Source organism: Rhodococcus rhodnii NBRC 100604 (genome assembly GCF_001894925.1).
Classification (GTDB): Bacteria; Actinomycetota; Actinomycetes; order Mycobacteriales; family Mycobacteriaceae; genus Rhodococcus_F; species Rhodococcus_F rhodnii.
Window position 1 is genome coordinate 16,001 of the sequence record NZ_BCXD01000036.1, and the last position, 17,539, is coordinate 33,539.

Annotated in this window: 17 protein-coding genes; 5 read left to right on the forward strand and 12 right to left on the reverse strand. The window is 69.3% G+C overall.

The window, feature by feature from the left end; genetic code table 11:
* Positions 1–10: 10 nt before the first annotated feature.
* The 4 genes from RR1_RS19570 to RR1_RS19585 form a co-directional block, all read right to left on the reverse strand.
* Positions 11–1,747 carry a dipeptide ABC transporter ATP-binding protein gene (locus RR1_RS19570; RefSeq protein ID WP_010839912.1) on the reverse strand — a complete coding sequence of 579 codons (1,737 nt, stop codon included), beginning with the start codon at positions 1,745–1,747 and terminating at the stop codon, positions 11–13.
* Complete coding sequence (locus tag RR1_RS19575) at positions 1,744–2,742, reverse strand: ABC transporter permease (RefSeq protein ID WP_010839913.1); 999 nt, start codon at positions 2,740–2,742, stop codon at positions 1,744–1,746. The genes RR1_RS19570 and RR1_RS19575 overlap by 4 nt, the downstream gene beginning before the upstream one ends.
* A complete protein-coding gene (locus RR1_RS19580; protein ID WP_010839914.1) occupies positions 2,735–3,661 on the reverse strand; it encodes an ABC transporter permease in 927 nt (308 codons plus the stop codon). Before RR1_RS19580 ends, RR1_RS19575 begins: the two co-directional genes overlap by 8 nt.
* Before the next feature lie 165 nt (positions 3,662–3,826).
* The gene (locus RR1_RS19585) at positions 3,827–5,452 is read right to left on the reverse strand and encodes a peptide ABC transporter substrate-binding protein (protein WP_040775042.1); all 1,626 of its coding nucleotides are present in this window, start codon (positions 5,450–5,452) and stop codon (positions 3,827–3,829) included.
* Positions 5,453–5,810: 358 nt separating this feature from the next.
* On the opposite strand from RR1_RS19585, the gene acs reads away from it, so the two are divergent.
* On the forward strand, positions 5,811–7,766 hold the full coding sequence (gene acs / locus RR1_RS19590; protein WP_072713737.1) for an acetate--CoA ligase: 1,956 nt from the start codon (positions 5,811–5,813) through the stop codon (positions 7,764–7,766).
* 63 nt (positions 7,767–7,829) lie between these two features.
* On the opposite strand, the gene RR1_RS19595 is transcribed toward acs, so the two are convergent.
* Complete coding sequence (locus RR1_RS19595; RefSeq protein WP_072713738.1) at positions 7,830–9,215, reverse strand: MFS transporter; 1,386 nt, start codon at positions 9,213–9,215, stop codon at positions 7,830–7,832.
* 245 nt (positions 9,216–9,460) lie between these two features.
* Between RR1_RS19595 and RR1_RS19600 the strand changes: the two genes are divergently transcribed.
* A complete protein-coding gene (locus RR1_RS19600) occupies positions 9,461–9,976 on the forward strand; it encodes a phage holin family protein (RefSeq protein ID WP_040774710.1) in 516 nt (171 codons plus the stop codon).
* Positions 9,977–9,979: 3 nt separating this feature from the next.
* Positions 9,980–10,933, forward strand: coding sequence for an alpha/beta fold hydrolase (locus RR1_RS19605; RefSeq protein ID WP_010839611.1), 954 nt, complete (start codon positions 9,980–9,982; stop codon positions 10,931–10,933).
* 28 nt (positions 10,934–10,961) lie between these two features.
* Here RR1_RS19605 and RR1_RS19610 read toward each other — a convergent pair whose 3' ends face one another.
* From RR1_RS19610 to nth, 4 genes are read right to left on the reverse strand one after another with little or no spacing between them, the layout of a single operon-like run.
* Positions 10,962–12,152 carry a MarP family serine protease gene (locus RR1_RS19610; protein ID WP_010839612.1) on the reverse strand — a complete coding sequence of 397 codons (1,191 nt, stop codon included), beginning with the start codon at positions 12,150–12,152 and terminating at the stop codon, positions 10,962–10,964.
* Entirely contained in the window at positions 12,149–12,934 is a 786-nt protein-coding gene (locus tag RR1_RS19615) for an NUDIX hydrolase (RefSeq protein WP_010839613.1), read from the reverse strand. Before RR1_RS19615 ends, RR1_RS19610 begins: the two co-directional genes overlap by 4 nt.
* On the reverse strand, positions 12,931–13,587 hold the full coding sequence (locus RR1_RS19620; protein WP_010839614.1) for a TlpA family protein disulfide reductase: 657 nt from the start codon (positions 13,585–13,587) through the stop codon (positions 12,931–12,933). Before RR1_RS19620 ends, RR1_RS19615 begins: the two co-directional genes overlap by 4 nt.
* 4 nt (positions 13,588–13,591) lie before the next feature.
* Entirely contained in the window at positions 13,592–14,404 is an 813-nt protein-coding gene (gene nth, locus RR1_RS19625; RefSeq protein ID WP_010839615.1) for an endonuclease III, read from the reverse strand.
* 81 nt (positions 14,405–14,485) lie between these two features.
* Between nth and RR1_RS19630 the strand changes: the two genes are divergently transcribed.
* Complete coding sequence (locus RR1_RS19630) at positions 14,486–14,752, forward strand: hypothetical protein (RefSeq protein WP_040774712.1); 267 nt, start codon at positions 14,486–14,488, stop codon at positions 14,750–14,752.
* Between the two features lie 365 nt (positions 14,753–15,117).
* Entirely contained in the window at positions 15,118–15,792 is a 675-nt protein-coding gene (locus RR1_RS19635; protein ID WP_010839618.1) for a Crp/Fnr family transcriptional regulator, read from the forward strand.
* Between the two features lie 83 nt (positions 15,793–15,875).
* On the opposite strand, the gene RR1_RS19640 is transcribed toward RR1_RS19635, so the two are convergent.
* The 3 genes from RR1_RS19640 to sp36 form a co-directional block, all read right to left on the reverse strand.
* Positions 15,876–16,676, reverse strand: a complete 801-nt coding sequence (locus RR1_RS19640; protein WP_010839619.1) for an MBL fold metallo-hydrolase — start codon at positions 16,674–16,676, stop codon at positions 15,876–15,878.
* Positions 16,673–17,185, reverse strand: a complete 513-nt coding sequence (locus tag RR1_RS19645) for a RidA family protein (RefSeq protein WP_010839620.1) — start codon at positions 17,183–17,185, stop codon at positions 16,673–16,675. Before RR1_RS19645 ends, RR1_RS19640 begins: the two co-directional genes overlap by 4 nt.
* A 71-nt stretch (positions 17,186–17,256) precedes the next feature.
* The gene (sp36, locus tag RR1_RS22115) at positions 17,257–17,421 is read right to left on the reverse strand and encodes a Sp36 family protein (RefSeq protein ID WP_010839621.1); all 165 of its coding nucleotides are present in this window, start codon (positions 17,419–17,421) and stop codon (positions 17,257–17,259) included.
* Positions 17,422–17,539: the final 118 nt, after the last annotated feature.

A 17,539-nucleotide genomic window follows, 5' to 3' on the forward strand; every position in this document is an offset into this window, starting at 1 on the left:
TACCGGGCACTCACCCGCCGAGTTCGATCGCCCGGCCCGGGATCGCCTCGAGCAGCTTGCGGGTGTACTCCTGCGTCGGCGCCGTGAAGATCTCGTCGGTCGGTGCCTTCTCCACCATCTTGCCCTGCGACATCACGACGACGTCGTCGGCGATCTGCCGCACCACCGCGAGGTCGTGCGTGATGAACAGGTAGGTGAGCCCGAACTCGGCCTGCAGGTCGTTGAGCAGTCCCAGGATCTGATCCTGGACCAGCACGTCGAGCGCCGAGACCGCCTCGTCGCAGATCACCATCTCGGGCGCGAGCGCGAGAGCACGCGCGATCGCGACACGCTGACGCTGACCACCCGACAGCTCGTTGGGGAACCGCTTCATGACGGATTGCGGCAGCGCGACGTGGTCGAGCAGCTCGCGCACCCGCCGCTCGCGTTCGGCCGGCGTGCCCACCTTGTGCGTCCGCAGCGGTTCCTCGATCGTGCGGTAGATCGAGTACATCGGGTCGAGCGTGCCGTACGGGTTCTGGAAGATCGGCTGGACCCTGCGGCGGAACGCCATCGTCCCGGCGCGGTCGAGCGTCGCGACGTTCTGCCCGTCGACCTCGACGGTGCCGGAGGTCGGTTCGAGCAGGCCGAGCACCATCTGCGCGATGGTGGACTTGCCCGATCCCGACTCGCCCACGATCGCTGTCGATGTGCCGCGGCGCACCGCGAACGACACGGTGTCGACCGCCGTGAAGTCCTCCCGCTTGCGGAAGCCCGTGCGGAGCGGGAACACCTTGGTGAGGTCCCGGACGACGAGCGCGTCGTCGGTCGCGCGCCCGAAGTCGGCGCCGACCTCACCGCTCGCGATCTCGTCGCCGGCGACGTCGACGGAGTGCTCGCGGACCTCGGCGCGGCGGACCGACGAACTGCGACGCTGTGCGGCGAGCGACGGCGCCGCGGCGACGAGCTTGCGGGTGTACGGGTGCTGCGGTCGCTGCAGGATGTCGAGCGCGGGGCCCGACTCGACGACCCGGCCCTTGGACATCACGACGAGATGCTCGGCGCGCTCTGCGGCCAGGCCGAGATCGTGCGTGATGAGCAGGACCGCGGTCCCGAGTTGGCGGGTCAGGCCCTGCAGGTGATCGAGGATCTGCCGCTGCACGGTGACGTCGAGCGCGGAGGTCGGCTCGTCGGCGATGAGAAGTTTCGGCCGCGCCGACAGCCCGATCGCGATGAGCGCACGCTGCCGCATGCCGCCCGAGAACTCGTGCGGGTACTGGCCGAGCCGCTTCTCCGCGTCGGACAGGCCCGCCTCGGTCAGCAGTTCGGCGGCCCTGACCTTGGCGGCGCGGCCCTTCGCGACGCCGTTGGCGGCGAGGGCCTCCTCGACCTGGAATCCGATCTTCCACACCGGGTTGAGGTTGGACATCGGGTCCTGCGGGACGAGCCCGATCTCGCTGCCCCGGATCCGCTCGAAGTCCTTGCGGCCGAGTGTCGCGAGATCGCTTCCACCCCACAGGATCTGCCCACCCGTCACCTTTCCGGTTCCGGGAAGCAGGTCGATCACGGCGTGCGCCGTCGTCGACTTGCCCGAGCCCGACTCCCCGACGATCGCGACCGTCTGGCCCGGGTAGACGGTGAGATTCACGCCGCGCACCGCGGGCACCTCGGTGCCCCGCGAGGTGAACGACACCTCGAGATCGCGGATGTCGAGCAGTGGACCGGTGGACGAATTCTGCGCTGCAGCTGCATCGTTCACGTCGCTCACCTCTTCCGTGCCTTGGGATCGAGAGCGTCGCGCAGTGCGTCACCCATCATGATGAAGCCGAGCACGGTGAAGGCGAGCGCCACGGCGGGATAGAACAGGATCGTCGACCCCTGGCGCAGGGTGACCTGGGCGGCACTGATGTCGCCGCCCCACGAGACCGACGTCGGCGGCAGGCCGATGCCGAGGAACGACAGCGTCGCCTCGGCGACGATGTAGATGCCGAGCGACACCGTCGCGATGACGATGATCGGGGCGAACGAGTTCGGCAGCACGTGCCGGATCAGCGTCCGCACGCGCGAGACGCCGAGAGCACGCGAGGCCATCACGTAGTCGTTGTTCTTCGCCGAGATCACCGCGCCACGGGTGATGCGGGCCATCTGCGGCCAGCCGAACAGTGCCAGCACGAGGACGACGGTCCAGACCGACCGATCGACGAACAGCTGCATGACGACGATAGCCGCGAGGATCAGCGGAATCGCGAAGAAGATGTCGGCGATGCGCGAGAGCAGCGAGTCGATCCAGCCGCCGTAGAAGCCGGCGATCGCACCGACGACGACACCGGCGATCAGCACGAGCGTGGTCGTTCCGATGCCCACGATCACCGAGGCACGCGCGCCGTAGATGGTGCGCGCGTACACGTCGCAACCCTGGCGGTCGAAGCCGAACCAGTGTCCCGATTCGGGGCCGGCCATGCTGCGCGAGAGATCGCAGTACCGCGGATCGACACTCGTGAACAGTCCGGGGAACGCCGCGACGAGAACGACCACGAGGATGATCAGCCCCGACACGATGAACAACGGACGGCGTCGGAGGTCCTTCCACGCGTCGCTCCACATGCTCGACGGTGCGACATCGTCCTGGACGACGTCGACCTCGCGGATCTCGGTCTCGTCGGTGGGTTCGACGAAGTGCGCCTGGCGCACGTCGCGGTCGAGCGAGACGTCCCGCTGCTCCCGGCCGTCGCCGGGGCGGTCACTCGGGTTCTGGTCAGGCATAGCGGATCCTCGGATCGAGCGCGGCGTAGAGCAGGTCCACGACGAGGTTGGCGAGCAGGTAGACGATCACGAGCACCGTCACGAACGACACGACCGTGGGCGCCTCACCGCGGATGACCGCCTGGTACAGGGTGCCACCGACGCCGTTGATGTTGAAGATTCCCTCGGTCACGATCGCACCGCCCATCAGGGCAGCGAGGTCGGTGCCGAGGAAGGTGACGACCGGAATCATCGAGTTGCGCAGCACGTGCACGGTGACGACGCGCGGGCGCGAGAGGCCCTTCGCCGTCGCGGTGCGGACGTAGTCGGCGTTCATGTTCTCCGCGACCGATGTTCGCGTCAGGCGTAGCACGTACGCGAACGAGACTGCACCGAGTACGAACGCCGGGAGCAGCAGATTCGTGAACGACGTGTTCCCGCCGACGGTGGGTGGGGCGAGTCCCCATTTGATCGCGATGAAGAACTGCGCGAGGAAGCCGATGACGAAGATCGGGACGGCGATGACGATCAGGCTGACGACGAGGACGGTGCTGTCGAAGATGCCGCCGCGGCGCAGGCCGGCGATCAGGCCGAAGCCGATGCCGAAGACTGCCTCGATGACGAGTGCCATCGCGGCGAGTTTGAGGGTCACGGGGAACGCTTCGACGAGGACGTCGGCGACCGGGCGACCCGAGAAGGACATTCCGAAGTCGAACGTGAAGATGCCCTTCAGGTACAGCAGGTACTGCACGATGAACGGCTCGTCGAGGTTGTAGCGCTCGCGGAGCTGATCCGCGACGGCGGGCGTGACGGCTTTGTCGCCGGCGAGCGCGGCGATGGGATCGCCGGGCATGAGGAAGACGAGCGCGTAGATGAGGAAGGTTGCTCCGAGGAACACCGGGATCATCTGGAGCAGTCTTCGACCGATGTACCAGAGCATCGGGAGAAACCTCCTGTGGGCGAGGGATCGCCTCGCGGGAATCGAGACAGGCGCGGAGGGTCGCTCCACGCGACGGCGGCGGTACCGGGTGGAACCGGTACCGCCGCCCGACGGTTCACCGGCGCAGCGGCCGGCCGTCCGTCCATCGAGTGATCACGAGCAGGTCTACTTGGTCATCTCGTTGTAGACCGGGATGCCCTGCCAGTCGATCTGCACGTCGGAGACGTTGTTCGACCACGCGCCGGCCGCATTGCGGTACCAGAGCGGAACCGCCGGGAGATCGTTGAGCAGGATCTCCTGTGCCTGGTTCGTCAGCTGCTGCTGCTGGTCTGCGTCGGTGGCACCGGCCGATTCACGCAGCAGGCGGTCGAACTCGGGGTTCGAGTAGTCACCGTCGTTCGAGCTGCCGCCCGTCTGGTAGTTCTGCGCGAGGAAGCCGTACTGCTGCGGGTAGTCGCCCTGCCAGCCCGAGCGGAACGCCGAGCCGATCGTGCGGTTGGTCGCCTCGGTGCGCAGCTGCGCGAACGTCGCGATCTCCTTGCCCTGGGCCTGGATGCCGAGGGTGTTGCGGATGCTGTTCGTGACGGCGTCGACCCACTCCTTGTGGCCGCCGTCGCCGTTGTAGGCGATCTCGAAGGTGCCGCTGAACGGCGCGATCGCGTCGGCTTGCGCCCACAGTTCCTTGGCGCCCTCGGCGTCGAACTCGACCTTGTCGACGCCCTCGAGGGAGTCGGTCCAGCCGGGCAGCGCCTGGCTCGTGAAGTCCTTCGCGGGGGTACGGGTGTTGTTGTAGATCTGCTCCGTGACGAGGTCGCGGTCGATCGCCTTGGAGATCGCCTCGCGGCGCAGCACGCCCTCCTCACCGCTGAAGTGCGGCAGGTTCTGCGGGATGGTGACGGTCTCGATCGTCGCCGACGGCTGGTTGACGTTGCGGTCGGGCAGATCCGACTGGTACGTCGTCACGGCGCTCGGCGGAACGACCTCGAGGACGTCGACGTTGTCGGCCAGCAGATCCGTGTAGGCGGTGTCGAGGCTGCTGTACATGATGAAGGCGACGCCGCCGTTGACAGCCTTGCGGTTGCCGTCGTAGTCCGGGTTGACCACGGTGTCGATGCGGACGTTGTGCTGCCAGGCACCCTCGCCCGCCATCATGTACGGACCGTTGCCGATCGGGTTCTCGCCGAAGGCCTCCATGTCCTCGAAGGCCGCTGCGGGCAGCGGGTAGTACGCCGCGAATCCGAGCCGCTCCGGGAACGCCGCCTCGGGCTGCTTGAGCTCGATGGTGAAGGTCTTCTCGTCGACGACCTGCAGGCCCGACATCGTGTCCACGGTCGGGTTCTCGGCCGCGACCTCGTCGTAGCCCTGGATGGGATCGAAGAACGAGCCCTGCAGCTGCGCGTTGGTCGAGAGCGCGCCGTAGTTCCACGCGTCGACGAAGGACGCCGCCGTCACCGGCTCACCGTTGGTGAACGTCCAGCCGTCCTTCAGCGTGACGGTGAAGTTCTGGCCGTCCTCGGTCTCGATCGATTCGGCGACCTCGTTCTCGGTGTTGCCCTCGGCGTCGTACGACACGAGCCCCGCGAAGAGCACGTCGACGACGCGGCCGCCCATGTTCTCGCTGGTGTTGGTGGGGATCAGCGGGTTCTGCGGCTCGCCGCCGTAGGCGTTGATGATCGCGGAACCGTCACCGCCACCACCGTTCCCCCCGTCGTCGCCCGAGGTGCACGCGGCGAGCGTCCCCGCCGCGAGCCCGGCAGCCACCAGCGCGGCTGCGACACGTGTGATACGCAAGGTCGATCCTCCCGAATCGTTCATGAGCGCATGCCGAAGGACGGGTGTCCGTCTGCTCGGTTCCCGTCTCGTGCGGCCACGCTCGGTGGCAGATCGGACGAAACGCACCTCGTTCGCGTCGCATCCGAATAATGGCGTAGACGATAAACCCGAAACCCCCTGCTGTCGCGGCGAGGGTCACCGGCGCGCGTCGCGGCACTCGTCCACCACCGCGCGTTGCCGCTCGTCGCGGCCCGATACCGTCCGTCGCGCCGACACGACCGGACGCCGCACGGCGTCGTGACGGGGCACTGCGCCGACCTCGGCATGTGACTACCCTCACAGGCGAGTACCACCGATCCGAGAAAGGCCGGACACGATGACCAGCGCCCCGTCCACGCCCAACAGCGCGCCCTCCGCGGATACGCCGGAGCCCGACGTCTACCCGCCGAACCCCGCGTTCGCGGCCGCCGCCAACGCGCAGCCGAGCCTCTACGACGACGCCGCGCGTGATCGGCTCGCGTTCTGGGAGACCCAGGCCGAACGTCTGCACTGGCACGAGAAGTGGAGCGACGTCCTCGACTGGTCGGGCGCTCCCGTCGCCAAGTGGTTCGTGGGCGGCAAGCTCAACGTCGCCTACAACTGCGTCGATCGCCACGTCCTCGAGGGCAACGGCGAGCGCGTCGCGATCGAGTTCGAGGGCGAGCCCGGCGACACCCGCACCCTGACCTACAACGATCTGCTCGCCGAGGTGAGCCGCGCCGCGAACGCGTTCACCGACCTCGGGCTCGTCGCCGGCGACCGCGTCGCCGTGTACATGCCGATGATCCCCGAGGCGATCGTGACGATGCTCGCGTGCGCGCGGCTCGGGCTCACACACTCCGTCGTGTTCGGCGGCTTCTCGGCGGGCGCGCTGCGCTCACGCATCGACGACGCCGAGGCGAAGCTCGTCGTCACCGTCGACGGCCAGTGGCGTCGCGGCAAGCCGGCACCGCTCAAGTCCGCGGTCGACGAGGCCGTCGACGGCGCCGAGTCCGTCGAGAACGTGCTCGTCGTGCGCCGCACCGGAATCGACGTGGAATGGACCGAGGGCCGCGACCTCTGCTGGCACGACACCGTCGACCCGGCATCGCCCGAGCACACCGCGCAGCCGTTCGACAGCGAGCATCCGCTGTTCATCCTCTACACGTCCGGGACGACCGGGAAGCCCAAGGGCATCGTCCACACGACCGGCGGCTACCTCACCCAGGTCTCGTACACCCACCACAACGTCTTCGACTACAAGCCCGACGACGTCTACTGGTGCACGGCCGACATCGGTTGGGTGACCGGCCACTCGTACATCGTCTACGGCCCGCTCTCGAACGGCGTGACGCAGGTCGTCTACGAGGGCACCCCCAACTCCCCCGACGAGCACCGGCACTTCCAGATCATCGAGAAGTACGGCGTCTCCATCTACTACACGGCGCCGACCATGGTGCGGACGTTCATGAAGTGGGGCCGCGCGATTCCGGACGCGCACGATCTGTCGTCGATCCGGTTGCTCGGCTCGGTCGGCGAACCCATCAACCCCGAGGCGTGGCGGTGGTACCGCGACGTCATCGGCGGCGGCACCGCGCCGATCGTCGACACGTGGTGGCAGACGGAGACGGGCGCGATCATGATCTCGCCGCTGCCCGGCGTCACCACCACCAAGCCGGGATCGGCGATGGCCCCGTTGCCCGGCATCTCCGCGAAGATCGTCGACGACGACGGGAAGGACGTCGGCAACGGCGGCAGCGGCTACCTCGTCCTCGACGAGCCGTGGCCGTCGATGCTGCGCGGGATCTGGGGCGACATGGATCGCTACCGCGACACGTACTGGTCCCGGTACGCCGAGCAGGGCTGGTATTTCGCCGGTGACGGCGCCAAGTTCGACGAGGACGGCGCACTCTGGGTGATGGGCCGGGTCGACGACGTCATGAACGTCTCGGGCCACCGCATCTCGACGGCCGAGGTCGAGTCGGCGCTCGTGGGCCACAGCGGTGTGGCCGAGGCCGCCGTCGTGGGTGCCACCGACGACACGACCGGCCAGGGCATCGTGGCGTTCGTGATCCTGCGCCAGGGCGTCGAGAACACCGGCGATCCGCTGATCGCGGAACTGCGGTCGCAGGTGTCGACGGACATCAGCCCGATCGCGAAGCCCCGCGAGATCCACATCGTCCCGGAGCTGCCGAAGACCCGCAGCGGCAAGATCATGCGGCGCCTGCTGCGTGACGTCGCCGAGGGACGCGAGCTGGGCGACACCTCGACCCTCGTCGATCCCGGCGTCTTCGAGGCGATCCGCAAGGCGTAGGCAGCGCAGCTCGTGAGCGACTTTCCGGCCTGGGCCGGAAAGTCGCTCACGCGCGCGCAGCGCCTACTTCACGGAGTCGAGCGACTGATCGCGCGTCTCGCGCATCACCAGCAGGGCGACGAAGGTCGCGCTCGCCGCGATGAGCAGGTAGACACCGACCCAGCCCACACCGTGCGTGGTCGCGAGCCACGTCGCGATGAACGGCGCGATCGCCGCGCCCAGGATGCTCGCGGCGTTGTACGAGATGCCCGAGCCCGTGTAGCGAACGTTCGTCGGGAACAGCTCGGGCAGCACCGCACTCATCGGGCCGAAGGTCAGGCCCATGAGCACCATGCCCAGCACGAGGAAGAACAGCATCCGGCCCTCGCCGATCGCGTCGACGTCGAGGATGAGGCCGAACGTCAGGCCGAACACCATGATCGCGCCCGTGATGACGAGGAGCGTCGAGCGGCGGCCGAACCTGTCCGCGAGCAGGCCCGCGACCGGCACCATCGCCGCGAAGAACAGCACCGCGATCAGCTGCAGCACGAGGAAGTTCGAGTACGAGAAGCCCGCGCCGGTACCACCGTTCGCGGCCGTCTTGCCCGTGCCGAAGCTCAGCACCCACGTCGTCATGATGTAGAAGAGCGTGTAGGTGCCGACCATGACGAACGTGCCGATGATCATCGGGCGCCAGCTCGTCTTGAACGCCGCGGTCACCGGCGTCTGCACCTTCTCGCCACGCTCGACGGCGCGCGCGAAGACCGGCGTCTCCTCGATCTTCAGGCGGACGTACAGGCCGATCATGACCATCACGGCGCTCAGCAGGAACGGGATGCGCCAGCCCCACGTGAGGAAGGCGCCGTCGAGATCCGGGTCGCTGTTGTCGTGGCCGAGCCCGAGCGTGATGAGCAGGAACAGGCCGTTCGCGAGGAAGAAGCCGATCGGGGCACCGAGTTGCGGCCACATCGCGGCCCACGCCCGCTTGCCCTCCTTCGCGGTCTCGGTCGCGAGCAGCGCCGCACCGGACCATTCGCCGCCGAGGCCGAGGCCCTGGCAGAAACGCATGACGGCGAGCAGTGCCGGCGCCAGGATTCCCACTGCGTGGTACGTCGGCAGCAGGCCGATGATGAACGTCGCGATGCCCATCGTGAGCAGCGAGCCGACGAGCGTCGCCTTGCGGCCGACGCGGTCGCCGAAGTGGCCGAACACGATCGAGCCGAGCGGCCGCGCCACGAACGCGAGACCGAAGGTCGCGAGCGAGGCCAGCAGCGCCGTCGTCGAATCGCCCTTGGGGAAGAAGAGGTGGGGGAAGACCGACACCGCGGCCGTCGCATAGATGTAGAAGTCGTAGAACTCGATGGACGTCCCCACCATGCTGGCGACGACGATGCGACGGCGCGGCACTCCGGCCACGGTGTCGCCTGTGTCGTCGGGCTTCGCGGCGCCCTGGTCGATCGTGCTGCTCACTGAGGATACTCCGAATCTGTTCCATCTGATGGGACGCAATCCCAAAACGTGGAATATTGAACACCGCGAATCCGGCCGGGATGCAACCGGGTCCCGAACCGGGGTTCGGGCACCCCGAACCGACACGATCGGCACGTCCGTTCTCACGAGGTCGTGATCACGGCTAGCCTTCTGTCTGAGGAAGATCGCGCATGAGACGATCGCGTACGCGTGACGAGCAGAACGCCAACCTGGAGGGTCGACAAGTGAGCAGTGCCCACGGCAACAGCGCAGGAGACGGCCGCCGGTACACCGGCGACGGCGTCCCGCACACCGTCGCATCGATTCCGCTCACCGATGTCGACCACAGCTCGCCGCAGCAGGCGAGCATCGGCGGCCTCGTGAAGGACGCGACGTCGCAGGTGTCGACGCTGGTGCGCTCCGAGATCGAGCTCGCGAAGGCCGAGGTCACCGGGGAGGTCAAGCGCGGCCTCCAGGTCAGCGTCTTCTTCGTCCTCGCCCTGACGGTGCTGCTGTTCAGCAGTTTCTTCTTCTTCTTCTTCCTCGCCGAGCTGCTCGACCTGTGGCTGCCGCGCTGGGCCGCCTTCCTCATCGTCTTCGGGATCATGGTCCTCGCGACGATCGTGTTCGCGTTGATCGGCTATCTCCGGTTCCGCAAGATCAAGGCACCCGAGAAGACGATCGAATCGCTCAAGGAGACGAAGACGGTCCTCCCGGGCGCCGACAGCGGCGCGCCGGCCGGTCGCCACGCCCGCACCTGATCGATGGCGGACGCCGCGCCGGATCCGTCCTCCGTCCGCTTCGAGGGGCCGTGGGTGCACCGGGACGTGCACGCGGGCGGCATTCGCTTCCATCTCGCGCAGGCGCCGAACGCCGGACGCAACGCGCCGGTCATGGTGCTGCTGCACGGTTTCGCGGACTTCTGGTGGTCGTGGCGGCATCAGCTCGGGCCGCTGACGGACGCCGGGTACCGCGTGCTCGCCGTCGACCTCCGGGGCTACGGCGACACCGACAAGCCGCCGCGCGGATACGACGGGTGGACGCTTGCGAACGACGTCGCCGGACTGATCCGCGCGCACGGCGGCTCCCCCGCGACCGTGGTGGGACACGCCGACGGCGGCCTCGTCGCATGGGCGACGTCGATCCTGCACCCCGATCTCGTCCACGCCGCGGTCTCGATCGCCGCCCCGCATCCCATCGCGCTCCGGCGCGGGGCGCTGTTCGAGCGGCATCAGCGTGCTGCACTGCTGCCCTCGCTGCTGTCGCATCAGTTGCCGTGGCGACCCGAACGCGTCCTGACGAGGAACCACGGCGCCGAGGTCGAGCGCATCGTCCGTGCCCGGTGTGGCCCCGCGTACACGCGGTCCGACGAGTTCGACGAGGTGTGCGCGCGGATGCGTGCGGCGATCCTGATCCCCGGCGCCGCGTATTCGACGCTCGAATACCAGCGGTGGGCGTTCCGCAGCCAGTTCCGGCCGGACGGCCGCCGCTTCATGGCGGCGATGGACGTCCAGGTCGCGCCGCCCGTCCTCCAGATCCACGGTCAGCTCGACCCGTTCGTTCTGGGCCGCCCCGTCCGCGAGAGCGCGGCCTTCACGTCGTACGGCCGCATCCATTCGGTCGCGGGTGTCGGCCACTACCCGCACTGGGAGGCGCCGCGCCGGACGAACGACGCGATCGTCGAGTTCCTCGGCGCGCTACCGGACCGGCGCAGCTGAGCCCTCGGCCGGGCCCGTCACGGCCGGGTCACGCCGCGCACGCGCCCGTCGGTGCGGGGGCGACGGCACCGCCCCCGGCCTCGACGGCGGAGGCGATCTCGCGGGTCGTCAGCACGAACCCGGTCTCGGCGTCGTCGACGGCCGCACCGAAGACGAGGCCGACGACCTCGCCGTCCGGCGACACGAGCGGGCCACCGGAGTTGCCCTGCCGGATCTCGCCGCGCACGGTGTAGACCTCGCGCTGGACCGAACCCTCGCGGTAGATGTCGGGACCGGTGAGGTCGAGCACTTCGCGCACCCGCGCGGCCGACGCGGTGTACGGGCCGCCGCCGGGATACCCGAGCACGATCGCGTCGTCGCCGCTCGCCGCGAGATCGGGTGAGATCGGGACGGGCGCGGCCGTGAGCCCGGGAACGTCGAGCACGGCGATGTCGCGCACAGGATCGAAGAGCACGACTTCACCCGGGAGCGTGCCGTCCGGCGACGCGACGGTGACGCCGTCGGTTCCGGCGACGACGTGCGCGTTCGTCATGACGCGGCCGGGTGCGAACACGAATCCCGAGCCTTCGAGTGCACGCTGACAGCTCGGAGCGACACCCTGGATCTTGAGCACGCTCGACTGCAGGGACGACGCGACGGGCGAGGCGAGCACGCTCGCGTCGGGCGGATCGACCGTGACGACGGGGGTACGCCCGAACGGCCCGATGACCTCCGGCAGCCCCGAGGTGTCGAGCAGCGCGGAGAACTCGCTGGGCAGCGCACGCAGCCAGTCCGGCGCGAGCGCGTCGACCTCCGCGAGGACCGTCGATCCGCGCAGTGCCGAGGCGATCTGGGGTTGCGACGACGACGTCAGCGGGATCGCGAGCAACCATGCGGCGACGAAGACCGCGACCGCCTGGACACCCGCACCGATGATGCTGTCGACGCCGCGGGCCGCGGGACTGTGCATCCCGCCGCGCGCCGCGCGACCGAGCACCATGCCCGCGACCTCACCTATGACGACGAGCACCACGATGAGCGCGATGTCCGCGAGGATCCGGAGCCGCGAGTCGTCGATGTGCACGAGAAGGTGTGGTGCGACGAGGATTCCGGCGACGGCACCGACGAGGACACCGAAGAACGCGAGCACGGACGCGACCGCGCCCTGCCGCCAGCCCGAGAGCGCCGCGATGAGCGCGACGACCACGAGCACGACGTCGACCCAGGTTGACGCCGTCATTCGTGCTGCCTCTCGTCGGTGGTGTCGGTAGCCGGCACACGCCCACCGAGATCCTGTCCGGCCCTGCTCAGTTCACCTTCGAGGTCCCGGACGTCGTCGGTGTTCCAGGGTAGTTCCCAGCCCGACGCCGCGAGGACACCGGCGAGAACACCCGCCGTGAATCCCCACACGAACAGACCGTCCACCTCGAATGCGGGACCGCGGTAGCCGGCGGGGTGCGCGACCTGGAAACGGTGGCGCGGATCCACGAGATCGTGCACCGAGACGCGGCACACGCGCGCGGCCTCACCGGGGTCCACGACGCCGACCTCGCTCGGGTTCTCCCAGTACGCGAGGACGGGCGTGACCTCGAACCGCGACGGCGGCACGAAGATCGACGGGAGCAGCGCGAGCGGCCGCACTCCCGCGCGGTCGACGCCCGTCTCCTCGTTCGCTTCGCGCAGTGCCGTCGCGACGATGTCGTCGTCGTCGGGTTCGGTGCCGCCGCCGGGGAACGCGACCTGCCCGCTGTGCTCGCGCAGCGTCGCGGCGCGTTGTGTCAGCAGCAGGTCGGCGTCGTGCGGCAGGCCGCCGGGCGCGAGCGGATCCGGGTGCGGGGATCCGCCGAAGAGCACGAGCACCGCCGCGGATCGGCGCGGACCGGCGTCGGGGGCACGGCGGTCGAGGACGGGATTGCGGCCCAGCGGATCGACGGGCGCCGTCGTGCTCACCCGCCGCATCCACTGCGGGACGTCGCGGTCCGCGGCGAGGCGGTGCAGCTCGCTCCGGGGCAGATCGCTCATGGGGTACCGAGCCGCTCGTTCACGACGGACTCGATCTCGTCGACGCTGTCGAACGGCTGCGGCAGGATCGCGGCGACCGAACCGTCCGCGTCGATCAGGACGCTGACCGGCATGACGGGGGGCGCTCCGACGGCGGCGCGGATGCGTCCGGCCGCGTCCTGCACGCCGGGCAGCCGCACGCCGTACTCGGTCAGCCGTTCGAGGGCGGCCTGCTCGGCCGGGTCGGTGTGCACCGTCAGCACGGTAATCGCTTCGCCGGCCCGCTCCGCGTACTGCTCCAGGTACGGCAGTTCCTCGGCACACGGCGCACACCAGTGCGCCCAGATGTTGAGCAGCGCGGGCCGTCCCGCGAGCGCCGACGCGACGTCGACGGGCGTGCCGTCCGCGAGGCAGTCGAGCGTGATCCCGGCGAGCGGCGACCCGGCCGGGGCCGGCGCACCCGACGGATCGGGGCACTCGGCGAGGTCGGCGGCCGCGCGCGCTTCGCTGCTCACGGGGTCGCCGGTTGCGGTGGGCACGGGCCGGTCGCCCGAGAAACGGTCGGCGTATGCATCACCGGTCTCGCCGTCGTCGCCACCGCGCGGCCAGATGGCGACGACGAGCGCAGCGACGATCACGAGCGCGACGAGAGTCCACCGGGCGGAACGAGACACGCGGCTACAGCCCCGCCAGTGCGAGCAGGTGCTCGGTCTCGGGGCCCTTGACGAGCTTTGCGGCGTCGGCCGGTGCGGTGGGGCCGAGCCCGAACGACGGGCAGTCCTTGGCGAGCACGCACACTCCGCACGCGGGCGTCCGCGAATGGCACACGCGGCGGCCGTGGAAGATCACGCGGTGCGACAGCTCGGTCCACTCCTTGCGCGGGATCAGATCGCCGACGGCGTGCTCGATCTTGACCGGATCCTCGAGTTCCGTCCAACCCCAGCGCCGCACGAGCCGTCCGAAGTGCGTGTCGACGGTGATGCCCGGGATGCCGAACGCGTTGCCGAGGATGACGTTCGCGGTCTTGCGTCCGACGCCGGGAAGCGCGACGAGTTCCTTCAGCGTCTGCGGCACCTCGCCGTCGTGATGTTCGACGAGTGCTCGGCCCAGCCCCATGAGCGACGTGGCCTTGTTGTGATAGAAGCCACTCGACCGGATGTACTCCTCGAGCTCGGCGCGCTCGGCCTCTGCGTAGTCCTGCGCCGTGCGATACCGCGCGAACAGGGCGGGCGTGAGCTGATTGACGCGGACGTCGGTGGTCTGCGCCGAGAGAATCGTGGCGACGGTGAGCTCGAGCGGCGTCGTGAAGTCGAGTTCGCAGTACACGTGGGGGAACGCCTCCGCGAGACGGCGATTCATGCGGCGCGCCCGGCGAACGAGACCGAGGTGGGTTTCCTCACGTCGCGATGTGGCGCCCCGCGACGCCGCCCGCGCCGTGCGTCCGCGCACGTCGGCGCGGGCGCCGGGGCCACTCTCACCGCTGTTCACCACGGCGTCGAGTGTACGGATCGAGGGTGCTCTCGACGCTCTGCCGTGTCGCTTCCGAGACCTTGGACGTGTTTACTCGTCGGTATGCAAGGACTCGCTGTGATCCTCTTCCCAGTGCTGCTCATGCTGTTCGCACTCTCCATGGAGCGAGTGGAGGTCCGGCTGCGCCAGCTGTCGGTCCGCGAGCAGGAGGTGGAGGAGTTCCTCGATCAGGCGAGTGGTGACGAGGTCGCGACGCTCGCGCACGACGGCATGCCCCACGCGCTCCAGCGGTTCCAGAACCGCAGGATGCCCCGCCGCCGCGGGTCGTCGGGCCGCACCGTGAGCCGAATTCATCCGGGCCGCGCCTGATCCCACGTGTCGGCCCTGTCCGCTCCGCCCGGTTCCGGGTGGCGTGACGCCGGCCACACTGCTGCAATATCCAGGACGTCGGACACCCGGTCGGTGGTATCGCTCACGTCGACTCCGACACGGAGTCGTAGACTGGTGGCGTCGCGGTTGCAGGATCGGGTTCCGGTGATCCCGGACACCGAGGTCTGCACCCCGTACTGTGATGGACGGGGCGCACGCGGCTCGCGTGTGCGTCCTGGCACACCCGTTCGTGACCCGTCACGCACGGCGACGCCGGGACACGCCCTCGGGCACGGCCGAGCAGCACGACAGACGAAGCGGTCCGACACGACCGTCGGACAGAAGACATACTTCAAGGAGCACACGTGGACGACGTCCTGGCCAGGGCCGGCATCTTCCAAGGAGTCGAGCCCTCGGCGGTGGCGGCTCTCACCAAGCAGCTGCAGCCGGTCGACTTCCCACGCGGACACATCATCTTCAACGAGGGCGAACCGGGCGACCGCCTGTACATCATCGTCTCGGGCAAGGTGAAGATCGGCCGCCGGTCCCCCGACGGCCGTGAGAACCTGCTGACGATCATGGGCCCGTCGGACATGTTCGGCGAGCTGTCGATCTTCGATCCGGGCCCGCGCACCTCGACCGCGACGACGGTCACCGAGGTTCGCGCCGTGAGCATGGACCGCGAGGCCCTCAAGGCGTGGATCGAACAGCGTCCCGAGATCGCGGAACAGTTGCTGCGCGTCCTCGCTCGCCGGCTCCGCCGCACGAACAACAACCTCGCGGACCTCATCTTCACCGACGTCCCCGGCCGCGTCGCGAAGGCACTGCTGCAGCTCGCGCAGCGCTTCGGAACGCAGGAGGCGGGCGCGCTGCGCGTGACGCACGACCTCACGCAGGAGGAGATCGCTCAGCTCGTCGGCGCGTCGCGCGAGACCGTCAACAAGGCTCTCGCCGATTTCGCCCATCGCGGGTGGCTTCGCCTCGAAGGCAAGAGCGTGCTCATCTCGGACTCGGAGCGGCTGGCGCGCCGCGCCCGCTGATTCGCCCGAACGACCGACGGCGCCCACCGATCGTTCGGTGGGCGCCGTCGGCGTGTGTGGACGTGTCGTCGTGTGGCCGTGTCTCAGGAATGCGTGCGCAGATAGTCGAGCTGGACCCGCACCGACCGTTCGGCGACGGGCAGCAGCCCCGGATCGACGTCGGAGTACACGTGCGCGGTGACCGCCCGCGCCGATGCGTCCGCACCGAGCGTCCGCAGCGCACCACGAACCTGGTCGAGCCGCTGCTCGCGGTGCGCGCGGTAGTCGCGGGCGATCGCCTCGAGGTCGGGCAGATCCGGGCCGTGACCGGGCAGCGCCGGAATCGGGCCGTGCGCGGCGAGTGTCGCGAGCGAGTCGAGATAGTCGCCGAGGTCGCCGTCGGTGTCGTCGAGGACGGTGGTGCCGCGGCCGAGAATCGTGTCACCCGTGAGCACGACGTCCGCGCGCGGCCCGTTCGCGGCCCGAACACGGAAGGACGTCGAATCGGCGGTGTGGCCCGGCGTGGGAATCGCCGTGACGACGACACCCGCCGCCTCGATCTCCTCACCCGGCTCGAACGCACGGCCGCCACCCCGCAGGAACGACGGATCGGTCGAGCGGACGGGCGCACCCGTCAGTTCCGCGAACCGGTCGACGCCACCGGTGTGATCGTGATGGCGATGCGTGACCAGGGTGAGCACGACGCGGCCCTGCCCGAGGAGCCGGCCGAGGTGTTCGTCGTCGTGCTCACCCGGATCGACGACGACCACGTCGCCGCCCGGTTCGCCGAGCACCCACGTGTTGGTGCCGTCGAGCGTCATCGTGCCGGGATTGTCCTGGAGGACGACCGACGCGAGGGGCGTGACCTGCCGGAGCGTGCCGTACGCGGGGTGTTCGGCCGTCACGCCGTCGAGGATTCGTGATCGGCCTCGGCGGCGTCGACGACGACCTCGGCCACGAGCTCGATCTCGACGGGCGCGCCGAGGGGGAGTTCCGCCACCCCGACCGCCGACCGCGCGTGCGCACCCGCGTCACCGAAGATCTCGCCGAACAGCTCCGACGCGCCGTTGACGACGCCGGGCTGTCCCGTGAACCCGGGCGCCGACGCCACGAACCCGACGACCTTGACGATCTTGACGACGGAGTCGATGCCCGCCACCGAGTCGAGCGCGGCGAGCGCGTTGAGCGCGCACGCCTTCGCGGCGTCCTTCGCCTGCTCCTCGGTGACCTCGGCGCCGACCTTGCCGGCGACCGTGAGCTCGCCGTCCAGCAGCGGGAGCTGACCCGACGTGTAGACGAACGTCCCGGTCTGCACCGCGGGGACGTACGCCGCGACGGGCTTCGCCACCGGCGGAAGCGTGATGCCGAGTTCGACGAGACGACCGGTCCAGCTGCCGGCATTGATCTGTGTCATGACGCGTGCCTTCCCTCGCGGTACTTCGGAGAACGGATGCTGTGCGCGGGCGCGTGATCAGCCCCGGCCGATCAACCTTTGGGGCGTTTGAGGTACGCGACGTGCTGCTCGCCCGTCGGTCCGGGGAGCACCGTCACCAGTTCCCAGCCGTCGCCGCCCCACTGATCGAGAATCTGCTTGGTCGCGTGCGTCAGCAGCGGAACCGTCGCGTACTCCCACGTTGTCGTTTCACTCATGCCCGGAGCCTATCCCGTCTGAGCGGCCCATCCCGTGTGAGCGGCCTATCCCGTACGAGCGCCGAGTCCCGGCCACATCCCACGCCCGCTCCCGCCCATCGGCACCGGCGGTGCTTAC

What these genes read in the sequence shown, in the direction of transcription:
- RR1_RS19575 (WP_010839913.1), bottom strand. Translation starts at nt 2,742, where the DNA reads ATGCCTGACCAGAACCCGAGTGACCGCCCCGGCGACGGCCGGGAGCAG.
- RR1_RS19580 (WP_010839914.1), bottom strand. Translation starts at nt 3,661, where the DNA reads ATGCTCTGGTACATCGGTCGAAGACTGCTCCAGATGATCCCGGTGTTC.
- acs (WP_072713737.1), top strand. Translation starts at nt 5,811, where the DNA reads ATGACCAGCGCCCCGTCCACGCCCAACAGCGCGCCCTCCGCGGATACG.
- RR1_RS19605 (WP_010839611.1), top strand. Translation starts at nt 9,980, where the DNA reads ATGGCGGACGCCGCGCCGGATCCGTCCTCCGTCCGCTTCGAGGGGCCG.
- RR1_RS19610 (WP_010839612.1), bottom strand. Translation starts at nt 12,152, where the DNA reads ATGACGGCGTCAACCTGGGTCGACGTCGTGCTCGTGGTCGTCGCGCTC.
- RR1_RS19615 (WP_010839613.1), bottom strand. Translation starts at nt 12,934, where the DNA reads ATGAGCGATCTGCCCCGGAGCGAGCTGCACCGCCTCGCCGCGGACCGC.
- RR1_RS19630 (WP_040774712.1), top strand. Translation starts at nt 14,486, where the DNA reads ATGCAAGGACTCGCTGTGATCCTCTTCCCAGTGCTGCTCATGCTGTTC.
- RR1_RS19645 (WP_010839620.1), bottom strand. Translation starts at nt 17,185, where the DNA reads ATGACACAGATCAATGCCGGCAGCTGGACCGGTCGTCTCGTCGAACTC.
- sp36 (WP_010839621.1), bottom strand. Translation starts at nt 17,421, where the DNA reads ATGAGTGAAACGACAACGTGGGAGTACGCGACGGTTCCGCTGCTGACG.